The organism is Falsirhodobacter deserti (assembly GCF_004015795.1).
Lineage (GTDB): Bacteria > Pseudomonadota > Alphaproteobacteria > Rhodobacterales > Rhodobacteraceae > Falsirhodobacter > Falsirhodobacter deserti.
On record NZ_ML137218.1, the window covers coordinates 1,017,649 to 1,037,705 of the forward strand.

A 20,057-nucleotide genomic window follows, 5' to 3' on the forward strand; every position below is an offset into this window, starting at 1 on the left:
CCAGCGAAGGCGATGGGGCGGCTCCCCGCCCCTTGACCCTTGCGGGACGGGGCGAAGGAGGATGCAGATGGACGGGGATTTCAGAACTCATTTCGTGCGGGAGCCGGCGGCGCTGAAGCAGTTTCCCGCGCTTGTGCTGAACGCAGATTACCGCCCGCTTTCCTATTACCCGCTTTCCCTTTGGCCGTGGCAGGAAGCGATCAAGGCGGCCTTTCTGGATCGGGTGACGATCGTTGCCGAATACGACCAGACCGTTCGAAGCCAGCGGGCCGAGATACGGATCCCGTCGGTGGTGGTGCTTAAAGATTTCGTGAAACCTCAAAAGCGCGTGGCCTTCACGCGCTTTAATCTTTTCCTGAGGGACGAGTTCTGCTGCCAGTATTGTGGCGCCAAGGGTGATCTGACCTTCGATCACGTGCTGCCCAGGTGCCGCGGCGGCATCACCAGCTGGGAAAACGTCGTGGCGGCCTGTTCGCCCTGCAACCTGCGCAAGGGGTCCAAGACACTTCGGCAATCTGGCCTGCGGCTGGCCAAGGCTCCGGGTCGTCCCACCGCCGAAGAAATGCAGAACCACGGCCGCCGTTTTCCGCCGAACCATCTGCACGAAAGCTGGCTCGATTATCTGTACTGGGATACGGAGCTGGATGCCTGAGGCTGACATTTCCTCGGCGCGCGCTAGACTTGCCCTCGGGGCACGGGTAACACTTCGCCCGTTGCCATGACGATCACGAGGAGAGGATAGATGGTTTCGCGGACGATCCCGGTGGATCCCTTCGACCTTGTGATTTTCGGTGGGACCGGGGATCTGGCACGCCGCAAGATCCTGCCCAGCCTTTACCGCCGCTATGTCGCGGGGCAGATGCCGCCCGACAGCCGGGTAATCGGTGCCGCCCGCACCGAAGCGACAAGCGAGGAGTATCGCGACCAGATCCGGTCTGCGATGGAAGAATTCCTGTCGCCGGCCAAACGCGATGCCGCCTCGGTCGAGGATTTCCTGCGCCACGTCCATTACGTCCAGATCGATGCGACGGGGGATACGGGCTGGGATGACCTGAAGACGCTTGTGCGGCAGGACCGGATCAACGCCTTCTATTTCTCGGTTGCGCCGTCGCTGTTCGGCGCGATCGCGGAACGCCTTCACGATCGCGGGATCGCGAATGCCGAAAGCCGGATCGTGGTGGAAAAGCCGTTCGGCAAGGATCTGGAAACCGCGCGCAAGCTGAACGCGACGCTGGCCACGTATTTCACCGAGCAGCAGATCTATCGGATCGATCATTATCTGGGCAAGGAAACTGTCCAGAACCTGATGGCGATCCGCTTCGCGAACATTCTGTTCGAGCCGTTGTGGAAGACGGAGTATATCGATCACGTCCAGATCACGGTGGCCGAAACCGTCGGCGTGGACGGGCGAGGGGCGTATTACGACACGTCGGGTGCGATGCGCGACATGGTGCAGAACCACCTGATGCAGCTTTTGTGCCTGATCGCGATGGAGCCGCCCTATCATTTCGACCCGGATGCGGTGCGGGACGAAAAGCTGAAGGTCATCCGGGCGCTTGAACCGGTTCGTCCCGAAGATATCGTGCGGGGCCAGTATCTGGCGGGCGGTGGCAAGCAAGGCTATCGCGAGGATGCGGAAAACCCCGACAGCCGGACCGAAAGCTATATCGCGCTGAAGGCGGGCATTGCAAACTGGCGCTGGAAGAATACGCCGTTCTATCTGCGGACCGGCAAGCGCCTGCGTGCCCGCACCTCGGAAATTGCGGTCTTCTTCCGCAGGCCGCCGCATTCGATCTTCGACGATCCCGAAGGCGGGCGCGAGAATGTGCTGGTGATCCGCCTGCAACCGAACGAAGGGATCAACCTAAAGGTCATGATCAAGGAACCGGGGCCGGGCGGCATGCGCCTGACACAGGTGCCGCTGGACATGTCTTTTGCGCAGGCGCTTGGTCCCGATGGCTCGGACATTCCGGATGCCTATGAGCGGCTGGTGATGGACGTGATCCGTGGCAACCAGACGCTGTTCATGCGCGGCGATGAGGTGGAGGCGGCCTGGGCCTGGGCCGATCCGATCATCCAAGGATGGGAAGCGCGCGGCGATCGTCCGCATTCCTATGAACCTGCGACCTCGGGGCCGGAGGATGCGCTTATGCTGCTGCATCGTGACGGCCGCCGGTGGAGAGAGATCAAAGAATGAACTTCAACGAATATCCTGACCGGGAATTCCTTTTCCTGTCCCTTGCCAACAAGATCGCGAGCGAGCTTGGCGACTTCCTGCGCCGTGAAGGCCGGGCAAGCCTGTGCGTTCCCGGGGGAACGACGCCCGGCCCGATCTTCGACACCCTGTCGGGTGTTGATCTGGATTGGGGCAACGTGACTGTGTTCCTGAACGATGAACGCTGGGTGCCCGAGGATAGCGCGCGATCCAACACGCGCCTTCTGAAGGAACGTCTGCTGACCGGTCGCGCCGCCGCCGCCAATTATGTGCCGCTTTATGCGCCGACGGAAACACCGGAAGAATCGCTTGACGCACTGGCCGAGGGGCTGGAGCCGCATCTTCCCATTTCCGTCCTGCTGCTTGGCATGGGCACGGACATGCACACCGCGTCACTGTTCCCCGGTGCCGACCGTCTGGAAGAAGGGCTTTCCGACAAGGCGCCGCTGCTGCTTCCCATGCGTGCCGATGGCGCGGGGGAGCCGCGCATCACCTTGTCTGCGCGGCCGCTGAAGCAGGCAATGTCCTCGCACCTTCTGATCACGGGGCTGGAAAAGCGCGAGGCGCTGGAGCGTGCCGCGAAGCTGTCGCCTCTGGAAGCGCCCGTCCGCGCCTTCCTGAACGAAACGGTGGTCCACTGGGCCGAATAAGGAGGATTTCATGAACGACTGGCAGGCTCTGCGCGACCATCAACGGATGGTTGCGAACCGCCCCATACTGACCCTGTTCGACGAAGATCGCGCTGCCGGCTTCTCGGCACGGGCAGACGGGCTGCTGTTCGACTTTTCGAAGACGAACATCTGCCAGACCGGGCTGGACCTTCTGATCCGGCTGGCCGAGGGCGCAGATCTGCCGGTGAAGCGGGACGCGATGTTCAACGGCGCCCGCATCAACGAGACCGAGAACCGCGCCGTTCTTCACACCACCCTGCGCAACATGGATGCGCCCGTTCTGGTGAACGAACAGGATGTGACCGGCCCGCTGCGTCAGACCCATGGCCGGATGCAGGCCTTCGCGCGGGAGGTGCGGGATGGCACCTTTGCCGGGCAAGGCGGGCGCATCACGGATGTGGTGAATATCGGCATCGGCGGCTCCGACCTCGGCCCCGCGATGGCCTGCATCGCGCTGTCACCTTACGCCGACGGCCCGCGCTGCCATTTCGTGTCGAACGTGGACGGCGCGCATATCGCCGATGTTCTGGCAGGGCTGAATCCGGAAACGACACTGGTCATCGTCGCCTCCAAGACCTTCACGACCATTGAAACCATGACCAACGCCGAAACGGCGAAAGCATGGATGGCAAAGGCTGTGAAAGAACCGGCAGCGCAGTTTGCTGCCGTTTCCACCGCAGCCGACAAGACCGCCGCCTTCGGCATCGACGCCTCGCGCGTGTTCGGGTTCGAGGATTGGGTCGGTGGCCGCTATTCCATGTGGGGGCCGATCGGGCTGGCGTTGATGCTGGCCATCGGGCCAGAGGATTTCGACCAGTTCCTGGCGGGTGGTGCGGCAATGGATGCCCATTTCCGGCAGACGGACCTGCGCCAGAACCTTCCGGTTTTGCTGGCGCTGGTGGGCATCTGGCACAACCAGATCTGCGATTACGCCACCCGCGCGGTGCTTCCTTATGAACAGCGCCTGTCGCGCCTTCCGGCCTATCTTCAGCAGCTGGAGATGGAATCGAACGGCAAGCGCGTGTCGATGGATGGTGCCGATCTGGCGATCCATTCAGGTCCCGTCGTTTGGGGGGAGCCGGGAACCAATGGCCAGCACGCTTTCTATCAGCTGATCCATCAAGGCACCCGGGTGATCCCGTGCGAGTTCCTTGTTGGCCGCGAGGGGCACGAGCCGGATCTGGCGCATCAACACCGTCTGCTGGTTGCCAACTGCCTTGCCCAGTCCGAGGCGCTGCTGCGCGGCCGCACACTGGAGCAGGCAACCGACATCATGCGCAAGAAGGGGCTGGAGGGGGCCGAGCTGGAACGTCAGGCGCGCCACCGCGTCTTCCCCGGCAACCGTCCGTCCACCACGCTGTGCTATCCCAAGCTGACGCCGTTCGTGCTGGGGCAGATCATCGCGCTTTACGAACATCGCGTGTTCGTGGAAGGCGTGATCCTTGGCATCAACTCCTTCGATCAGTGGGGGGTGGAGCTTGGGAAGGAACTGGCGCTGGCCCTGCAGCCGATCCTTGAGGGTGCTTCGGCCGAGGGCAAGGACGGGTCCACCCGTCAGCTGGTCGATTACCTGCGCTGATCGGCTCCCTCGTCGCCGTCCAGCGGTGGCGAGGGGGGAAGCGATCCACGCGCGCGGGCCGCATAGGCGACGCATCCATCAACGATGGGTGCGCAGACACCATTGATCGTGCGCACGGTGTTGTTGTCACCGGAGAACTCCACCTGCGTGACACGCTCTCCTTCAAACCTGACCTGCGCACTGCAGGATCCGGCGGAATTGACGCCAATGGCGCCTGCGCTGCCTTGCAGCGGCCCCGTCGCAATTTGCGGCAGGTTCAGGTTGAAGTTGCCGCGGGCCCGCGCCAGATCGAATGTCCAGATCGTGCCACCGGGAACATCGGCCTCGTCCGTTGGAAAGCCGGCGCACATCAGGACATCTGCCTTGTCCATGCCAGTCATCGCCTCGCGTGCGCGGGAAACGGACCGGTTTTCCGATGCCCAGGGGCTCAGATCATCAGGGCGGGCACAGCTTAGCAGGGCCAGCGGCAGAAGGGTAAAGATCGCGCGCATGGTGCAGATGGTAAGCGCCTGCCGCGATGCGGCAAGCCGTAGCCGGTCACCTGCGCGTTATTGCGCCGCCTGCATGGCGGGCCGCAGCGTGTTCTGCAAGGCCGAGGATGTGACAGGCCCGGCAATGCGCGCAAGAATGGTGCCATCGCCATCCACCACGAAGGTTTCCGGCACGCCATAAAGGCCCCAGTTCAAGCCCATCCGGCCCGTTTCATCGGCACCCTTCACTGCGAACGGATCGCCCAGATCGTTCAGGAAGCCGAGCGCATTTGCCGCCTGGTCCTTGTAGTTGATGCCGACAATCGCCACCCCTTCATCGGCCAAGGCTTCAAGCATCGGGTGCTCCTGGCGGCAAGGGGCGCACCAGCTTGCCCAGAAGTTCACCAGCTTCACCTTGCCGTCGCGCAGCGTGGCATCCGTGGGCGGGGCATCCGGCCCAAGCTGCGTGGCGGTAACGGACGGCGCTGCCTTGCCCGCGAATGCCGTAGGAAGTGCGTCGGGATCCGTGCGCATCATGCCAAAATAGAACAGGACACCAAGACCGGCGAACAGCACCGGCGGTATCAGGATCAGCGGCTTCATTCCTTCACCCGCTCCTCCACATCCCGCAAGCGATCCCGCATCCGCGTCGCCTGCCGCAGTGACAGCACCACTAGGCCAACGATCAACAGGATCGCCAGGGCATATGCCCCCAGAACGGTGGCGGCATATTTTCCAAGCTCGGGCAGCATCAGGCCATCCTTTCCCGCAGCAGCAGCGCCTGAAGCCGCCGCGCCCGGATTTCCGTACGTGTGCGCAACAAAAGAAGCGCAACGAACAGCAGAACGAAGCCGCCCATGCAAACGATCAGCGGGAACCAGAACACGTTCGAGATGTGCTGCGTCTTGTCCATCGACAGGCTTGCACCCTGATGCAGCCCCTGGTTCCAGAACAACACGGCATAGCGTGACAGGATCGCGAAGACCGACCCGACCATGCAAAGAACTGACGTCAGATCGGCTGCCGTGTCCGGATCCTCGATCGCATGCCACAGGGCGATATAGCCCAGATAAAACAGGAACAGGATCATGAACGAGGTCAGCCGTGGGTCCCATGCCCACCACGTGCCCCACATCGGCTGCCCCCAGATCGCGCCGGTGACCAGCGCGATCAGCGTCATCGTCATGCCGATGGGCGCTGCAGCCTTTGCCGAAAGCGCCGAAACATGATGGCGGCGGATCAGCCAGATCAACGAGGCGACCAGCATCATCAGCCATCCATTGATCGCCATAAGCGCTGCGGGAACATGCAAGAAGATGATCTTGACCGTCGCACCCTGCCGGTAATCCGCGGGGGTGAAGAAGAAACCCCAGATCAGCCCGACAACCAGCGCGATAGCCGCCAGCCCGGTGACCCAAGGCAGCAGCAGGCCGGAGGTCTGCATGAACTTCTTCGGATTTGCATATTCCCAGATCGACATGCCGGTTGCTTCAGCCTTTTTCAAAAGATGTGCAAGTCATCTTAGATTGATCCGCAGGACGAGGGCCGAGGCAAAAGGAAGCAGGGCGATGCTTCCCATGGTGACCGCCAGAAGCAGTGCCAGCGGCACGCCAATGGCCAGATCTTCCGCGCCGCGCCGCGCAACCTCGGCGCCGAAAACAAGCGTCGGGATGTAAAGCGGCAGGACCAGCAAGCTCAGTAGCAGGCCGCCCCGTTTCAGGCCGACCGTCAGTGCCGCACCAAAGGTTCCGATCACCGAAAGCGCCGGCGTTCCCGCCAGAAGCGACAGGAAAAGCCACAGATACCCATCCGGGGGCAGGTTCAGCAGCACGCCAAGCGCAGGTGCCAGAACCGTCAGCGGCAGGCCTGTCACCAGCCAATGCGTCAGTGCCTTCACCGCGGCCACTCCCTCCAGCGGAATGGGCGAGGTAGCAAGAAGATCAAGCGAGCCGTCCTCGTGATCCAAGGCAAAGATCCGGTCCAGCGACAGAAGGCAGGACAGCAAGGCGCCAAGCCACAGGATGCCCGCGGCAATACGCGCATGCAGATCGGCCTGCGGCCCGACAGCCAATGGAACCAGAACTGCCACCAGCAGGAAAAAGGCCAAACCCAAACCGAAACCGCCGCCAGAACGGACGGCAAGGCGCAGATCGCGGATCAGCAGAACGATCACAGGAAGGCCTCTTCAAAACCGGCTTGCGGAACGCTGTGCTGCGCACGAAAGGGGCTGATATCCAGAACATCCGCCTTGATCCCCAAGTCGATATGCGTCGCGATCAGCGCCATGCCACCATCCGCCAGATGGCCCCGCAGCACATCGCCGAATAGCGCGACCGATGCTGCATCAAGCGAAACGGTCGGCTCGTCCAGCAGCCAGATCGGACGGCCAGTCACAAGAAGCCGCGCAAGGCCCAGACGGCGCTTCTGACCAGCTGAAAGCGACTGCGCCGGACGATCCGCCAAAACCTGCAAGTTCATGCGCTGCAACACGTCGCCCATGTGACGGCGGTAAATGCGCGCCCAGAACTGAAGATTTTCGCGCACGGTCAGCGTGGCCTTCAGCCCATCCTGATGCGCTGCGTAGGCGATGGAATCCTCGGGCGCGTCGATGGTTCCGGTGATGGGCTTCTGAAGATCCCCGATAGTTCGCAGCAACGTCGTCTTTCCGGCACCGTTCGGCCCGCGCAGAAGCAACGCCTGTCCCGCCCGCAGCTGCAGGCATACGTCCTGAAGGACGATCATGCCACCACGGGCACAGGCAAGATCCGTCACGCGAAGTTCCATGCCTTCGCGTAGCGCATCGACCGGCAGGGCGGAAGCCGGTTTCGAACCAATGTTCGGTGGGGGGCGGACGATAGGAAAAGGCCCCGGATCACTCCGGGGCCAGTCGTCTTAGTTCTTGGCGAGGTTGCGCAGCACGTAGTGCAGAACGCCGCCATTCTGGACGTATTCGATCTCGATCGCCGTATCGATCCGGCACTTCAGCTGGATCTCTTTCTTCGTGCCGTCTGCATAGGTGATGGTGCAGGGCACGTTGCTGAGCGGTTTCAAATCGCCGGCGAGGCCGTCGATGCTGACCGTTTCCTCGCCCGTCAGGCTCAGCGTCTTGCGTGTGTCACCGTTCGTGAACTCGAACGGGATGACGCCCATGCCGACGAGGTTGGAGCGGTGGATACGCTCGAACGACTCCGCGATCACGGCCTTCACGCCCAGAAGCGCAGTGCCCTTTGCCGCCCAGTCACGCGACGAACCCGCGCCGTATTCGATGCCACCGAAGATCACCAGCGGCGTGCCGGCTTCCTGATATTCCATCGAGGCGTCGAAGATCGACGTCTGTTCGCCGTTCGGACCCTTGGTATAGCCGCCCTCGACGCCGTCCAGCATCTCGTTCTTGATGCGGATGTTGGCGAAGGTGCCGCGCATCATGATCTCGTGGTTCCCGCGGCGCGACCCGTAGGAGTTGAAATCCTTCTGCGGAACCTGACGCTCGGTCAGGTACTTGCCGGCCGGAGTCGTCGGTTTGAACGAACCTGCAGGGCTGATGTGGTCGGTCGTGATCATGTCGCCCAGGATGGCCAGAACCTTGGCGTCCTTGATGTCGCTGATGACGCCCGGCTCCTTGTCCATGCCACGGAAATAGGGCGGATTCTGGATATAGGTGGAGGTCGGCGGCCAGTCGTAGGTTTCGCTGTCGGTCGTTTCGACCGCCTGCCAGCGCTCGTCTCCCTTGAACACGTCGGCATACTTGGACTGGAACGCTTCGCGCGTCACGGTCTTGTGGACCAGGTCGGCGATTTCATCATTCGACGGCCAGATGTCTTTCAGGAAGACGTCATTGCCGTTCTGGTCCTTGCCCAGCGGTTCCTTCGTCAGGTCGATGTTCATATCGCCCGCGATGGCATAGGCAACAACCAGCGGGGGCGAGGCAAGGTAGTTAGCTCGCACATCCGGAGAGATCCGGCCCTCGAAGTTGCGGTTGCCCGACAACACGGCCGTCGCGACCAGATCGTTTTCGTTGATCGCCTTGGAAATCGCGGGATCACCCAGCGGGCCGGAGTTGCCGATGCAGGTCGTGCAGCCGAAACCGACAAGGTTGAAGCCCACGTAATCAAGGTCTTCCTGAAGGTTCGCAGCCTCCAGATATTGCTGAACCACCTGCGATCCGGGTGCCAGCGAGGTTTTAACCCACGGCTTGCGCGTCAGCCCCAGTGCCCGTGCCTTGCGTGCCACCAGACCGGCGCCGATCATGACATAGGGGTTCGAGGTATTGGTGCAGGAGGTGATGGCCGCGATCACAACGGAACCGTCGTTGATCGTGTAATCCTTGCCTTCCACCGGAACTGACTTGACCAGATCCAGCACATCGCCTTCGACCTTGCGGTATTCGGCCAGCGTCTTGCGGAACCCTTCGACCGAGTCCGTCAGCGGGGTGTAATCCTGCGGGCGTTTCGGGCCCGAGATGGCGGGCACGATCTCGCCCATGTCGAGGTGCAGCGTGTCGGTATATACCGGCTCATAGTCGGAGCCGCGCCAGAAGCCGTTTTCCTTGGCATAGGCTTCGACAAGCGCGATGCGGTCCTTGTCGCGGCCCGTTTGTTCCAGATAGCGCAGCGTTTCGCCGTCGATCGGGAAGAAGCCGCAGGTCGCACCGTATTCCGGGGCCATGTTGGCGATCGTCGCGCGATCGGCCAGCGGCAGGTGATCAAGGCCTTCGCCGTAGAATTCGACGAACTTGCCGACCACGCCCTTCTTGCGCAGCATCTGCACGACCTTCAGCACGAGGTCGGTCGCGGTCGTGCCTTCCATCATCTTGCCGGTCAGCTTGAAGCCCACGACCTCGGGGATCAGCATCGATACGGGCTGGCCCAGCATCGCGGCCTCCGCCTCGATCCCGCCGACGCCCCAGCCCAGAACGGCCAGACCGTTGACCATGGTGGTGTGGCTGTCGGTGCCGACCAGCGTGTCGGGATATGCGACTTCCTCGCCGTTTTGGTCCTGGTCGGTCCAGACGGCCTGTGCCAGATATTCAAGGTTGACCTGGTGGCAGATGCCCGTGCCCGGCGGCACAACGCGGAAGTTGTTGAACGCCTTCTGGCCCCATTTCAGGAACGTGTAACGCTCCATGTTGCGCTCGTATTCCAGATCAACGTTCATCTGGAAGGCGCGCGGGTTGCCGAATTCGTCAATCATGACCGAATGGTCGATGACCAGATCGACCGGGTTCAGCGGGTTGATCTTCTGCGCGTCGCCGCCAAGGCCGATGATCCCGTCGCGCATTGCGGCAAGGTCCACCACGGCCGGAACGCCGGTGAAGTCCTGCATCAGAACGCGGGCAGGGCGATAAGCAATCTCGCGGGGGTTCTTGCCGCCTTGCTTGCCCCAGTCGGAGAAGGCCTTGATGTCATCCACCGTGACAGTCTTGCCGTCTTCGAACCGCAGCATGTTCTCCAGCACGACCTTCAGCGCGGCGGGGAGCTTGGAAAACTCGCCCAGTCCGGCAGCTTCGGCGGCGGGGATGGAGTAATACGCAACGTTCTGACCGTTTACGGTCAGCGTTTTGCGGGTTTTCTGGCTGTCATGGCCAACGGTGACGGTCATTTCGGGCCTCCTGGCACTGGCTCGGGTTGTGGCGCTGCATCCGTGATGCCAGTCGCGGCGGCACGGTGCAAGACTCGCCTGATACGGTATGCGAATGTATGCCGCAATGCCAGAGGGAAAGTGGGGCCGGCATCTCGCAAATCATTGATTGGCAGAGGGGCGCTTGCGTGTCTAAAACCTGTGGCGCAAGGGAAGGAAACGATCATGCAGCGAGTGTTCGGCACCATCTGCGGCCTTGGTATCGGGCTGGCCGGCGGCGCGTGGGCGCAGTCCACCCCCGTTGTGGTGGTGGAACTGTTCACCTCTCAGGGTTGTTCGGCCTGTCCGCCCGCCGACGGGCAGCTTGCGGAACTGGCTGACGACCCGCGCGTCATCGCGCTGGCCCTTCATGTGGATTACTGGGACTACATCGGGTGGAAAGACCGCTTCGGCCAGCCCGCCTTCACCCAACGGCAGAAGGCCTATGCCCGCGCTGCCGGAAGCCGGATGCTTTACACGCCGCAATTCATCATCGACGGAAGCGAGCGGGTTGAAGGAAACCAGCCCGACCGCGTTCGTTCGCTTGTGCGGGCCCATACGGCAGCGGTATCGTCGCCTCAGCTGACGCTGGACCGGATGGGGGAAGCGGTGACCATCAAGGCCCCTGCGGCGGCGCTTGCCGCGCCGGTGACCGTTCAGGTCGTTCGATATCACCCGAGCATGACGATTGATATCGAGACGGGCGAGAATGCCGGCCGGACCATCGCGTATCGCAACATCGTCACGTCATGGCAAACGCTTCAGGACTGGACGGGGGAGGAGCCACTGGAAATGACGGTTCCGGCCACGGGCGAGGATGAATTTGTGGTGATCCTTCAGGAGCCCGGACCGGGCAGTATCGTCGCGGCAGCGCAGCTGAACTAACGCCGCATCGCTGCCTTCCAGCGCCGGTGGATCCAGAACCACTGGTCAAGATGCTGGCGCACCAGCGCCTCCAACGAGTCGTTCAGGGCCTGCGTCATCGTTTCCGGGTCCGTATGCGGGATCGGATCTTCCATGATTATCTTGAAGTTGAGGCCGTCAGGTTGCCGGACCGCATAGGTCGGCACCAGAAGTGCATCGTATTTCAACGCAAGTTCGGCAGCCGAAAGGGCAGTCATTGCCGTTTCGCCGAAAAAGGTCAGCGGGGCGCCGTCATACATGTGCAGGTCGATCAGCATCCCCAGCATGCCGCCCGCGCGAAGGTGCCGCAGCATCCCGCCCAGCCCCTGCCGCCCGCGCGGAAAGGCAGGCTTGCCCAAAGCCTCCATCGCCGCCACGTAATGTTCGTTGAAGTAACGGTTGTTCATCGGGCGATACAGAACCCCGACGGTATAGCCACGGGCAGACATCGCTGCGCGGCTGGCCTCATAGTTTCCGAAGTGTCCCGTCAGGAAGATGACGGGGCGCTTGGTGGCGCGGGCCTCCTCCACCGTGGCCAGGCCGGGGCCGGTGACGGGGCTTTCACCCGCGCGGCGCAGGAACTCCTTGCCGGAATAGGCCTCGATCACGGTGCGACCAGCGTTGTCGGGCACTTTCATGACAAGCCGGCGGACCTCTTCCTCGGGCAGGTCGGGCAGGACCAGCGCAAGGTTGTCGCGGATGCGCTTCCGATATCCGGCCAGCGGCGCGATCACGCGGCTCATCACCCAGCCGCACAGCGGCACGCGGCGCTCATACGGCAGCAGGAGGAGCCCGCCGATCAGCGTACGCAGAACCGCATTTTCAACCCAATCCGCGACGCGGCTTCTATTCTTCTTCGCCATCAGCCCTTCCGTGTCTGCGTGCGCCTGACATAAAACTGCCGGGGCCCATTCACAAGCAGGCAGGATGCCTCAGCGTGAAACCGATCGGGCGATCTGGGCGGCAAGCTGCGCAACGGCGGCTGATTGCGCCGCGGCGATCTGGGCAGGATCCTCGCCTTCCAGCGGGACCGTAATCGCGAAATCGCGTGACGTGGCGCCAAGCTGCACGCCCTCGGCCCGGACATAGTAGATGCCGTCGAGGTGGAAGTTGCCGTCAGCGGCTGCAAGGATGCGGTCAACGCGTACGTCAATCTCTCCGTCCGGCAGGCCGGAAAGAGGCCAGGGTTCTGGCGCGACGGTGGCAGAAAGGCCCGCGTTCAGTTGTCGTGCCAGTGCCAGTGTTACCGCACGCGGCTGAAGATCGGCCCAGCGAACGCGCGACATCACCTGCACGGCGCCGCTTGCATCCTGCCGCGCCATTTCGTCGTCGGTGGCGTAATCGGGCATCGACACCTCGCGCACCATGATGCTGCGGGCATTGGTGGTCAGCTTCTGCGCCACCGGCTGCGTTTGAAGCTGATAGGCGGGCGAGGTGCCGCAGGCGGCCAGCGCCGCGACCAGAAGCAGGGGAAGGACGGGTTTCATCTGGCTGTCTCCTGATTAGCGGCCGAGGATGAGGGAGTTGGGGTTGCGCTGGATCGAACGTGCAAGCGAGCTGACGGCGTTAGACGCCTCTTGCAGGCTGCGCAGTGCGGTCACCAGTTCCACATTGAAGCGCGAGTCGCTTCCATAGCCCGATACGGTGGTGCCGGCCTGATCGACAAGGCGGGCGATACGACCGGCAAGATCGGGCAGGTCGCTGACAGCTTCGCTTACGCTGTTGGCAGCGGCCTGCGCGGCGGCAATGGCATCGTTGGCATTGCCGATGGCACCGCCTTCGCGAACTTCGGCCAGCACCTGCGCAACCTCGTCAAGGGCGTCGGATACTGCCCCGGGAACGCGCTGCGTGTCGGGGTTGGACAGCAGAACATCGGCGCTTTGCAGCAGGCTGTCGGCCGAATTCGCCAGCTCCTCGATCTGCAGGCGATTGGCCTTGGCCGAAAGCTCGCGCAGTTGCTGGGCGATCTGCGGGAATTCAGCGGCGGCGCCTTCGACGCCCGTAAGCGCGTTGTTGGCCTTTTCGATCGACGCAATCAGGTTGGAGACAGCCTGACCTTCCTCGATCTGCTCGCCGATCCGGCGCAGGCTGTCGGTCGTCTGGCGCAGGTTGTCGATGATGCCTGTCACATCCTCTCCCGACAGCAGGGACCGCGCATCCGCCAGAAGGCTTGCCGCCTCATAGGGAACGCGGCGGGTTTCGGGATCGCCCGCCAAGGCCTGAATGCTGTTCAGCGCACCGATGGCCGATCGCATCAGGTCTTCGATCGGCAGGCCGCCGATGCGGTTGATCACGCCCTGGGCCGTGGTCTGGAATTCGGTGATGGCAGGCGGGGCAATGGGCACCAGCGGGAAGGGCTGGTGCGTTTCATCCAGCGTTGCGCCGGGATCATCGGGCTGCTCCACGAATTCCACCATGAGGGAGCCTGTGAACAGTGACGCCGTGGCAAGGCGGGCCCGCAGGTTGTCGCGTTCGACAAGCTGCGCGAAAAAGTCCTGCGCATCCTGCACTGTCGATCCGTCGGGCAAGCCCAGCGATCCGACGTCGATCTGAAGGTTCGCCAGCATGCGGATCTCGGGGTGATCTTCATCCATGTCGGCAATCGCCCCGATATCGGTGACGCGTCCGATGGTTGCGCCACGATATCGCACATCTGCCCCTTCCGTCAGGCCTGCGATGGACCCGTCGAAGATGATCGACAGCGGAAGCTCTGCTTCCGAGGCCGAGGTGAAGACGGAGCTGCGGGCATCGGCCTCGTCCGGATAAACGAAGAAGCTTGCGCCCGGTTCGATCGCCTCGCCGCCCGAAACGACGGTGTCGAAATTGATGCCGCCCGCGATCAGTGCGGCAAGGGAACGGACATCAAGCTGGATGCCGCCGGTGCCAAGGCTTACATCGAAACCGGAGGCATCCCAGAAGCGGGAATTGGTGGTCATCATCTTGTCGTAAGGGGCTTCGATCACCGCATCCAGCAGAACCGTGTTGCCATCCTCGCCAAGGCGGGGGGCGCCGACACTGCCGACCTCGATCCCCTTGTGGAGGATGGGAGCGCCTGCCGAGATCTGGTTGCCGTCGCGCAGCCGCAACGTGATCTGCGTGCCGTTCTGCGACTGCAGGGGGGCAACCTCCAGCCCCTCGAACTTCGTCCGCTCTCCGGAGGGAATATTGTCCCATGTGCCCGAGATATACGCACCTGACAGCACCGTATCGAGGCCGCTGATCCCGCGAACCGAAATCTCGGGGCGGACCACCCAAAACTTCGCCTCGCCGTCGATATAGCGGGCAATGTCGCTGGCCACCCGCACGCCCACGACAACCTTGCCCAGATCGGGGGCGAAGTTCACCGTTTCCACCACGCCGATATTGACGTCCCGATAGCGCAGGGTCGTCTGGCCTGCCTCGATCCCGCTGGCGTTGGTGAAGGAGATGTGGATCAGCGTGCCCCGGTTGGCGTAGCTTTGAGCTGCAACGCCGACGGCCACGACCAGCGCAACCAGCGGCACCAGCCAGATGATCGAGATGCGCCGCCACCACCTGCGGCGAGGCGGGCGGATCTCCATTTCGGCGGGTCGGGGCGGAGGTGTGTCGGTCAACGGTCAGTCATCCCAGATGGTGCGCGGGTCGAAGGCGAGGGCCGCTTTCATGGTGAAGATCACGGAAAGCGCGAAGCAGATGGCGGCGATGCCGGGGTTGATGGATGCCACGAAGCTGAACTGCACCAGCGAGGCAAGGATTGCCACCACGAACACGTCGATCATGGACCATCGGCCGATGAATTCCACCACTTCGAACAGGCGGTGCTGCGCGTGTACGGACATGAAGCGGCGCTTGTTTATCGACATGGCCAGAAAGGCGATGGCAAGGAATTTCCCCACAGGGATCACGATCGAGGCTGCAAACACGATAAGCGCGACGGGCAGATCCCCATGTGCCCAAAGCTCCACCACGCCGCCAAGGATGGTGGAGCGTGTGCGCGTGCCGAGCGTGTTCGTCAGCAGCATCGGGTAAAGATTGGCCGGGATATAGACGATCAGGCCCGCGATCCACCATGCCCAGACGCGTTGCAGGCTGTGCCTGTCGCGGCTGACAAGCGGTGCACCGCAACGGGTGCAGTTTTGTGTTCGGGGTGTGTGGACAAGGCCGCAGCGGGTGCAGGCCACAAGGCCAGCCTCGCGCGCTGTCAGGATGCGCTCGCTCACGCGGTGTTCGCGGTGCGGCTGCCGCGATGCAGGGCCGACCAGACCTGTTCACGATCCACGAAGCTGTCTTGCCAGATCATCATGATCACGAGGATGCAGAAGCTCCAGAAGGCGATGCCCGGCGTGACCGAGGCCATGCCGGCGATCTTCACCAGCGCGACGGCAACGCCGATCACGAAAATCTCGGCCATGGACCAAGGGCGCAGGGCCTCGGCAAGGCGGAATGCGCCGGCGGCGTGGATGCCAGCGGGCCGTCCCCGCGCCAAAGGCACGAGGGTATAGACGATCAAGCCGAGCCGAAGCGCCGGGATCACGATGATGAAGGCCACGACGGCGATCGACAGCGGTGCCATCATGCCATCCGAGAACGCCATAGCGGTATCCCAGATCGAGGCATTGGAGTGCATGCCCGCCGCCGAAAGATCAAGAAACGGTGTAAAAAGCGCGATTGTCAGCAGGATCAGCGCAGCCACCGACAGGGCGATGATGCGGGTGAATGCGAACGCACGGGGGGCGATCAACACTGTTCCGCAGCGTTTGCAGGCCGCCCGTTCGCGCGGCTGGACAGGCTGAAGATGGTAAAGCGCATCACATTGCGGACATGCCCGCATCCGGTCCAGCGGAACCTCCACGAAATCATCCTGCATGTCGATGTCTTTCATCAGCGACATTTTAAGGCATCGTGAGGTGGCGTCAACGTGCGGGTGATGTTTACAATATTACTCGGATATGATGAATGACGGAAACTGTCGCATGCCAGCCGGGGCCAGCCTTGGCGACTCGTCATTGTGGGGAACAAGATGCGTGATGTAGTAAGACATTTGGTTTCGGGGATCTGCCTTGCTTCTGTGGCGGCGTTGTCGGCGGGCGCCCAGGAGGTGACGATCAAGCATCAGCAGGGCGAAGTGACGCTTCCTGCCACGCCCGAAAAGGTTCTGGTGCTTGACTGGGCCACTGTGGACACGCTGGATGCGATGGGTGTTTCCGTGGCAGGTGTGCCCGGCGCGAATGCCCCAAGCTATCTGGCGAAATATGAAAGCGACGATTACCTGAAGATCGGCTCACTGTTCGAGCCGGACGTGGAAGCCGTGGCTGCAGCCGATGCCGACCTGATGATCGTGGCCGCCCGTTCACGTGAGGCGCAGCCGCAACTGAATGGCATCCTGCCGACGATTGACCTGTCGATCGACAACGGCAACTTCATCGACAGCGTGGAGGCGAACATCGCCGAGCTTGGCCGCATCTTCGACAAGGAAGACCGCGCGGCCGAGATGACGGCGGAGCTGGATGCGAAGGTGGAACGCCTGCGCGAGGCTGCCCAAGGGCAGGGGCGTGCCCTTACGCTGGTGGTCAGCGGCAGCAAGATCGGTGTTTACGGGCCCGATTCCCGCACCGGATGGCTGCACAACGAAATCGGCTTCCCGTCAGTCATGGATGATGTGGATGACCGTTCGGACCGTGGCGATGCGGCCAGCTATGAATTCATTCTGGACAAGAACCCCGACTGGATGTTCGTGGTCGACCGTGATGCCGCCGTCGGCAACGAAGGTGCTTCGCCTGCCAAGGCTGTTCTGGACAACGAACTTGTCCGTCAGACGAACGCCTGGAAGAACGGCCAAGTCGTTTATCTGAACCCTGAGGAAGCCTATGTCGTCATGAACGGCTATCAGGCGCTGACGGGCCTTCTGGATCAGGTTTACGAAGCCGTGACGGCGGATAACTGAGACTGCAATGCGCCTGACGATCGGACTGTGCATCACCCTGGCTTTGGCGATGATCAGCCTGTTCGTCGGCGTGACCAGCATCTCACCCCTTGATCTGCTGCGCGGCAACGTGGATGCGCAGCAGCTTCAGATCATGATGGCCAGCCGCGTTCCGCGCACGCTTGCGCTTGTGCTTGCAGGCGCTTCGACCGCCGTCGCGGGCCTTGTGATGCAGATGATCGTCCGTAACCGCTTTGTCGAACCATCAACTGCCGGCACGATGGAGTCTGCCTCGCTTGGCCTTCTTCTTGTGACGCTTGTGGCGCCGGGAATGGCGCTGATGGGCAAGATGCTGGTGGCTGCCGCATTTGCGCTGGCGGGAACGGCGTTGTTCCTGCGCATCCTTCGGATGGTGCCGCTGCGCGATGTTCTGATGGTGCCGCTGGTCGGGATCATGCTGGGCGGGGTCATCGGGGCGGTAAGCACTTTCATCGCATATCGCTACGGCCTGATCGCCTCGCTGGGGGCGTGGTCGATGGGCGATTTTTCGGGGGTTCTGCGTGGCCGGTACGAACTTCTTTGGATCGTGGGGCTTCTGGCACTTGCCGCTTATCTTGCCGCCGACCGCCTGACGCTGGCGGCAATGGGCAAGGACTTCACGACCAATCTTGGCCTGAACTATCGTGCGACGGTGGCGCTTGGCCTGGTGATCGTGTCGCTTGTCAGTGCCGTGGTTCTGGTGACGGTCGGGTCGATCCCGTTCCTTGGGCTGATCGTGCCGAACGTGGTCAGCATGATGATCGGGGACAACCTGCGCCGTGCCGTTCCATGGGTCGCGCTGATGGGGGCTGGTTTCGTGCTGGCTTGCGACATCCTTGGGCGCACGTTGCGCGCCCCGTACGAGATCCCGATAGCCACCATGCTGGGGCTGATCGGCAGTGTCATCTTCCTGTATCTTCTTCTGCGGCAGAGGCATCATGCTGCAGCGTAACCGTCCTGCGATTGTTCTTATTATACTGGGCCTTATGGCTGTATCTTCAATCGTCGCATTCATGACACTTGGTGTGCGGGGGAATTGGGGCTTTGTGCTGGAATACCGCGGTCGCAAGGTGCTGGGGCTGTGCCTTGTCGCCTATTCCATTGCCGTATCGACCGTGCTGTTCCAGACCGTCACCGGCAACCGCATCCTGACGCCGTCGATCATGGGGTTCGACGCGCTGTTCATCCTGATCCGCACCACCATCGCATTCTTCTTCGGCTTCGGCTTTCTGGTGCAACTTCCCCTGCAGGCGCAGTTCGCGGCCGAGGTCATCGTCATGACGGGCTTTGCCGCGCTGCTGTTCAACTGGCTGTTCCTGCGCGGGCAGCGCAGCCTGCACCTGATGGTGCTGGTCGGGATCGTATTCGGAGTCCTGTTCCGCAACCTATCGGGCTTCATGCAGCGCATGATGGACCCGGTGGAGTTTCAAAGCCTTCAGGACAGCTTCTTCGCCCGGTTCGGACAAATCGATCCGGCCTTGCTTGGGATTTCCTGCGTTATCATCACAGTGGCCAGCATCGTTGCATGGCGGATATCGCACAGTTTCGACGTGCTGATCCTGGGGCGTAGCCAAGCCATCAGCCTTGGTGTTCCTTATCGCCGGCGCGTGGCGGTGATCCTTGGGATCATTGCCGTGCTGGTGTCGGTGTCCACGGCACTGGTGGGTCCGGTCACGTTCTTCGGCCTGCTGGTTGTCAGCCTTGCGCATGTGCTGTGTGGCGACGGGCGGCATCGTCATATCCTGCCGGCCTCGGTTCTTCTGGGCATCATCTGCCTTGTGGGCGGCCAGACCGTGCTGGAGCGGGTGTTCGCCTTCAACACGGCCCTGTCGATCATCATCGAGTTTCTGGGCGGGCTGATCTTCATCATTCTTCTGATACGCGGGGCCGCAAGATGATCGTTATCGAGAATCTCAGCAAGAAATATGCTGATTTCCCTTGCGTCGATAATGTCAGCCTGACCATCGCGGGGGGCGGTGTCACATCGATCATCGGGCCCAACGGGGCGGGAAAGTCCACGCTGTTGTCGCTGATCGCGCGGCTGCTGGATTTTGATCGCGGCAGCGTCAGCGTTGACGGGCTGGATGTGACAAAGACGAAAAGCGATGTGCTGGCGCAGCGACTTTCGATCCTGCGGCAGGACAACCATATCGCCTCGCGGCTGACGGTGCGCGATCTGGTCAGCTTCGGGCGCTATCCCTATTCGCGCGGGCGCCTGACGGACCATGATCATGCCAAGGTGGAAGAAGCCATCGGCTTCCTGCATCTGGATGACCTTGCCGAACGTTTCCTGGACGAGCTTTCGGGCGGCCAGCGCCAGCGCGCCTATATTGCGATGGTGCTGTGTCAGGACACGGATTATGTCCTGTTGGACGAACCGCTGAACAACCTCGACATGAAACACGCGCGGAACATGATGCAGCTCATCCGCCGCGCGGCGGATGAGCTGGGAAAGACCATCGTGCTGGTCATGCACGATATCAACTTCGCCTCGTGGTATTCTGACCATATCGTGGCCATGCGCGAAGGGCGGGTGGCCCATGCCGGTGCCTGCCATGACATCATGCAGCCCGAGGTCCTGTCGTCGGTCTATGATATGGAGATCGAGGTGCAGGAGATCGCGGGAAAACGTATCAGCCTGTTCTATGCCTAGGGCGCCCCG

General features: G+C 62.2%; 21 protein-coding genes. 9 read left to right on the forward strand and 12 right to left on the reverse strand.

All coding sequences use genetic code 11. The annotated features are described in order from the left end of the window. Positions 1–67: 67 nt before the first annotated feature. The 4 genes from JX25_RS05160 (at position 68) to pgi (ending at position 4,465) form a co-directional block, all read left to right on the forward strand. Positions 68–652 carry an HNH endonuclease gene (locus JX25_RS05160; protein WP_128254004.1) on the forward strand — a complete coding sequence of 195 codons (585 nt, stop codon included), beginning with the start codon at positions 68–70 and terminating at the stop codon, positions 650–652. Between the two features lie 90 nt (positions 653–742). After that, positions 743–2,197: a glucose-6-phosphate dehydrogenase gene (gene zwf / locus JX25_RS05165; RefSeq protein ID WP_128254005.1), complete on the forward strand. Its 1,455-nt coding sequence runs from the start codon at positions 743–745 to the stop codon at positions 2,195–2,197. After that, on the forward strand, positions 2,194–2,865 hold the full coding sequence (gene pgl, locus JX25_RS05170) for a 6-phosphogluconolactonase (RefSeq protein WP_128254006.1): 672 nt from the start codon (positions 2,194–2,196) through the stop codon (positions 2,863–2,865). The genes zwf and pgl overlap by 4 nt, the downstream gene beginning before the upstream one ends. 10 nt (positions 2,866–2,875) lie before the next feature. Next, entirely contained in the window at positions 2,876–4,465 is a 1,590-nt protein-coding gene (gene pgi, locus JX25_RS05175) for a glucose-6-phosphate isomerase (protein ID WP_128254007.1), read from the forward strand. Here the strand turns inward: pgi and JX25_RS05180 are convergent. From JX25_RS05180 to acnA, 7 genes are all read right to left on the reverse strand, one after another. Then, a complete protein-coding gene (locus JX25_RS05180) occupies positions 4,453–4,956 on the reverse strand; it encodes a hypothetical protein (RefSeq protein ID WP_128254008.1) in 504 nt (167 codons plus the stop codon). The genes pgi and JX25_RS05180 overlap by 13 nt on opposite strands. 57 nt (positions 4,957–5,013) lie before the next feature. After that, positions 5,014–5,538 (reverse strand): DsbE family thiol:disulfide interchange protein, encoded by a 525-nt coding sequence (locus JX25_RS05185; protein ID WP_128254009.1) that lies wholly within the window; start codon positions 5,536–5,538, stop codon positions 5,014–5,016. Continuing rightward, on the reverse strand, positions 5,535–5,687 hold the full coding sequence (ccmD, locus tag JX25_RS05190; RefSeq protein ID WP_128254010.1) for a heme exporter protein CcmD: 153 nt from the start codon (positions 5,685–5,687) through the stop codon (positions 5,535–5,537). The genes JX25_RS05185 and ccmD overlap by 4 nt, the downstream gene beginning before the upstream one ends. Then, positions 5,687–6,415: a heme ABC transporter permease gene (locus tag JX25_RS05195; protein ID WP_128254011.1), complete on the reverse strand. Its 729-nt coding sequence runs from the start codon at positions 6,413–6,415 to the stop codon at positions 5,687–5,689. The genes ccmD and JX25_RS05195 overlap by 1 nt, the downstream gene beginning before the upstream one ends. Positions 6,416–6,451: 36 nt before the next feature. Further along, a complete protein-coding gene (ccmB, locus tag JX25_RS05200) occupies positions 6,452–7,108 on the reverse strand; it encodes a heme exporter protein CcmB (RefSeq protein ID WP_128254012.1) in 657 nt (218 codons plus the stop codon). After that, the gene (gene ccmA / locus JX25_RS05205) at positions 7,105–7,719 is read right to left on the reverse strand and encodes a heme ABC exporter ATP-binding protein CcmA (protein WP_128254013.1); all 615 of its coding nucleotides are present in this window, start codon (positions 7,717–7,719) and stop codon (positions 7,105–7,107) included. Before ccmA ends, ccmB begins: the two co-directional genes overlap by 4 nt. A gap of 108 nt (positions 7,720–7,827) precedes the next feature. After that, complete coding sequence (gene acnA, locus JX25_RS05210; protein WP_128254014.1) at positions 7,828–10,533, reverse strand: aconitate hydratase AcnA; 2,706 nt, start codon at positions 10,531–10,533, stop codon at positions 7,828–7,830. A 204-nt stretch (positions 10,534–10,737) separates the two neighbouring features. On the opposite strand from acnA, the gene JX25_RS05215 reads away from it, so the two are divergent. Further along, entirely contained in the window at positions 10,738–11,436 is a 699-nt protein-coding gene (locus tag JX25_RS05215) for a DUF1223 domain-containing protein (protein ID WP_128254015.1), read from the forward strand. Here the strand turns inward: JX25_RS05215 and JX25_RS05220 are convergent. From JX25_RS05220 to JX25_RS05240, 5 genes are all read right to left on the reverse strand, one after another. Next, entirely contained in the window at positions 11,433–12,317 is an 885-nt protein-coding gene (locus JX25_RS05220) for a lysophospholipid acyltransferase family protein (RefSeq protein ID WP_128254016.1), read from the reverse strand. The genes JX25_RS05215 and JX25_RS05220 overlap by 4 nt on opposite strands. Before the next feature lie 69 nt (positions 12,318–12,386). Next, on the reverse strand, positions 12,387–12,941 hold the full coding sequence (locus JX25_RS05225; protein ID WP_128254017.1) for a PqiC family protein: 555 nt from the start codon (positions 12,939–12,941) through the stop codon (positions 12,387–12,389). Positions 12,942–12,956: 15 nt separating this feature from the next. Further along, the gene (locus tag JX25_RS05230; RefSeq protein ID WP_128254018.1) at positions 12,957–15,047 is read right to left on the reverse strand and encodes a PqiB family protein; all 2,091 of its coding nucleotides are present in this window, start codon (positions 15,045–15,047) and stop codon (positions 12,957–12,959) included. A 3-nt stretch (positions 15,048–15,050) separates the two neighbouring features. Beyond that, positions 15,051–15,653 (reverse strand): paraquat-inducible protein A, encoded by a 603-nt coding sequence (locus JX25_RS05235; RefSeq protein ID WP_128254019.1) that lies wholly within the window; start codon positions 15,651–15,653, stop codon positions 15,051–15,053. Beyond that, entirely contained in the window at positions 15,650–16,315 is a 666-nt protein-coding gene (locus tag JX25_RS05240) for a paraquat-inducible protein A (RefSeq protein WP_241557854.1), read from the reverse strand. The genes JX25_RS05235 and JX25_RS05240 overlap by 4 nt, the downstream gene beginning before the upstream one ends. Positions 16,316–16,531: 216 nt before the next feature. Between JX25_RS05240 and JX25_RS05245 the strand changes: the two genes are divergently transcribed. The 4 genes from JX25_RS05245 to JX25_RS05260 are packed head-to-tail and all read left to right on the forward strand — an operon-like array spanning position 16,532 to position 20,048. Next, positions 16,532–17,377, forward strand: a complete 846-nt coding sequence (locus JX25_RS05245; RefSeq protein ID WP_241557855.1) for a siderophore ABC transporter substrate-binding protein — start codon at positions 16,532–16,534, stop codon at positions 17,375–17,377. A 7-nt stretch (positions 17,378–17,384) separates the two neighbouring features. Then, positions 17,385–18,347 carry an ABC transporter permease gene (locus tag JX25_RS05250; protein WP_128254021.1) on the forward strand — a complete coding sequence of 321 codons (963 nt, stop codon included), beginning with the start codon at positions 17,385–17,387 and terminating at the stop codon, positions 18,345–18,347. After that, entirely contained in the window at positions 18,334–19,293 is a 960-nt protein-coding gene (locus JX25_RS05255) for an iron chelate uptake ABC transporter family permease subunit (RefSeq protein WP_128254022.1), read from the forward strand. The genes JX25_RS05250 and JX25_RS05255 overlap by 14 nt, the downstream gene beginning before the upstream one ends. After that, positions 19,290–20,048 (forward strand): iron ABC transporter ATP-binding protein, encoded by a 759-nt coding sequence (locus JX25_RS05260; protein WP_128254023.1) that lies wholly within the window; start codon positions 19,290–19,292, stop codon positions 20,046–20,048. Before JX25_RS05255 ends, JX25_RS05260 begins: the two co-directional genes overlap by 4 nt. Positions 20,049–20,057: the final 9 nt, after the last annotated feature.

Bases quoted from the DNA above. Each gene is read 5' to 3' on its own strand.
- JX25_RS05160 (WP_128254004.1), top strand. From the start codon at position 68: ATGGACGGGGATTTCAGAACTCATTTCGTGCGGGAGCCGGCGGCGCTG.
- zwf (WP_128254005.1), top strand. From the start codon at position 743: ATGGTTTCGCGGACGATCCCGGTGGATCCCTTCGACCTTGTGATTTTC.
- pgl (WP_128254006.1), top strand. From the start codon at position 2,194: ATGAACTTCAACGAATATCCTGACCGGGAATTCCTTTTCCTGTCCCTT.
- pgi (WP_128254007.1), top strand. From the start codon at position 2,876: ATGAACGACTGGCAGGCTCTGCGCGACCATCAACGGATGGTTGCGAAC.
- JX25_RS05180 (WP_128254008.1), bottom strand. From the start codon at position 4,956: ATGCGCGCGATCTTTACCCTTCTGCCGCTGGCCCTGCTAAGCTGTGCC.
- JX25_RS05185 (WP_128254009.1), bottom strand. From the start codon at position 5,538: ATGAAGCCGCTGATCCTGATACCGCCGGTGCTGTTCGCCGGTCTTGGT.
- ccmD (WP_128254010.1), bottom strand. From the start codon at position 5,687: ATGCTGCCCGAGCTTGGAAAATATGCCGCCACCGTTCTGGGGGCATAT.
- JX25_RS05195 (WP_128254011.1), bottom strand. From the start codon at position 6,415: ATGTCGATCTGGGAATATGCAAATCCGAAGAAGTTCATGCAGACCTCC.
- ccmA (WP_128254013.1), bottom strand. From the start codon at position 7,719: ATGGAACTTCGCGTGACGGATCTTGCCTGTGCCCGTGGTGGCATGATC.
- acnA (WP_128254014.1), bottom strand. From the start codon at position 10,533: ATGACCGTCACCGTTGGCCATGACAGCCAGAAAACCCGCAAAACGCTG.
- JX25_RS05215 (WP_128254015.1), top strand. From the start codon at position 10,738: ATGCAGCGAGTGTTCGGCACCATCTGCGGCCTTGGTATCGGGCTGGCC.
- JX25_RS05220 (WP_128254016.1), bottom strand. From the start codon at position 12,317: ATGGCGAAGAAGAATAGAAGCCGCGTCGCGGATTGGGTTGAAAATGCG.
- JX25_RS05225 (WP_128254017.1), bottom strand. From the start codon at position 12,941: ATGAAACCCGTCCTTCCCCTGCTTCTGGTCGCGGCGCTGGCCGCCTGC.
- JX25_RS05240 (WP_241557854.1), bottom strand. From the start codon at position 16,315: ATGAAAGACATCGACATGCAGGATGATTTCGTGGAGGTTCCGCTGGAC.
- JX25_RS05250 (WP_128254021.1), top strand. From the start codon at position 17,385: ATGCGCCTGACGATCGGACTGTGCATCACCCTGGCTTTGGCGATGATC.
- JX25_RS05255 (WP_128254022.1), top strand. From the start codon at position 18,334: ATGCTGCAGCGTAACCGTCCTGCGATTGTTCTTATTATACTGGGCCTT.
- JX25_RS05260 (WP_128254023.1), top strand. From the start codon at position 19,290: ATGATCGTTATCGAGAATCTCAGCAAGAAATATGCTGATTTCCCTTGC.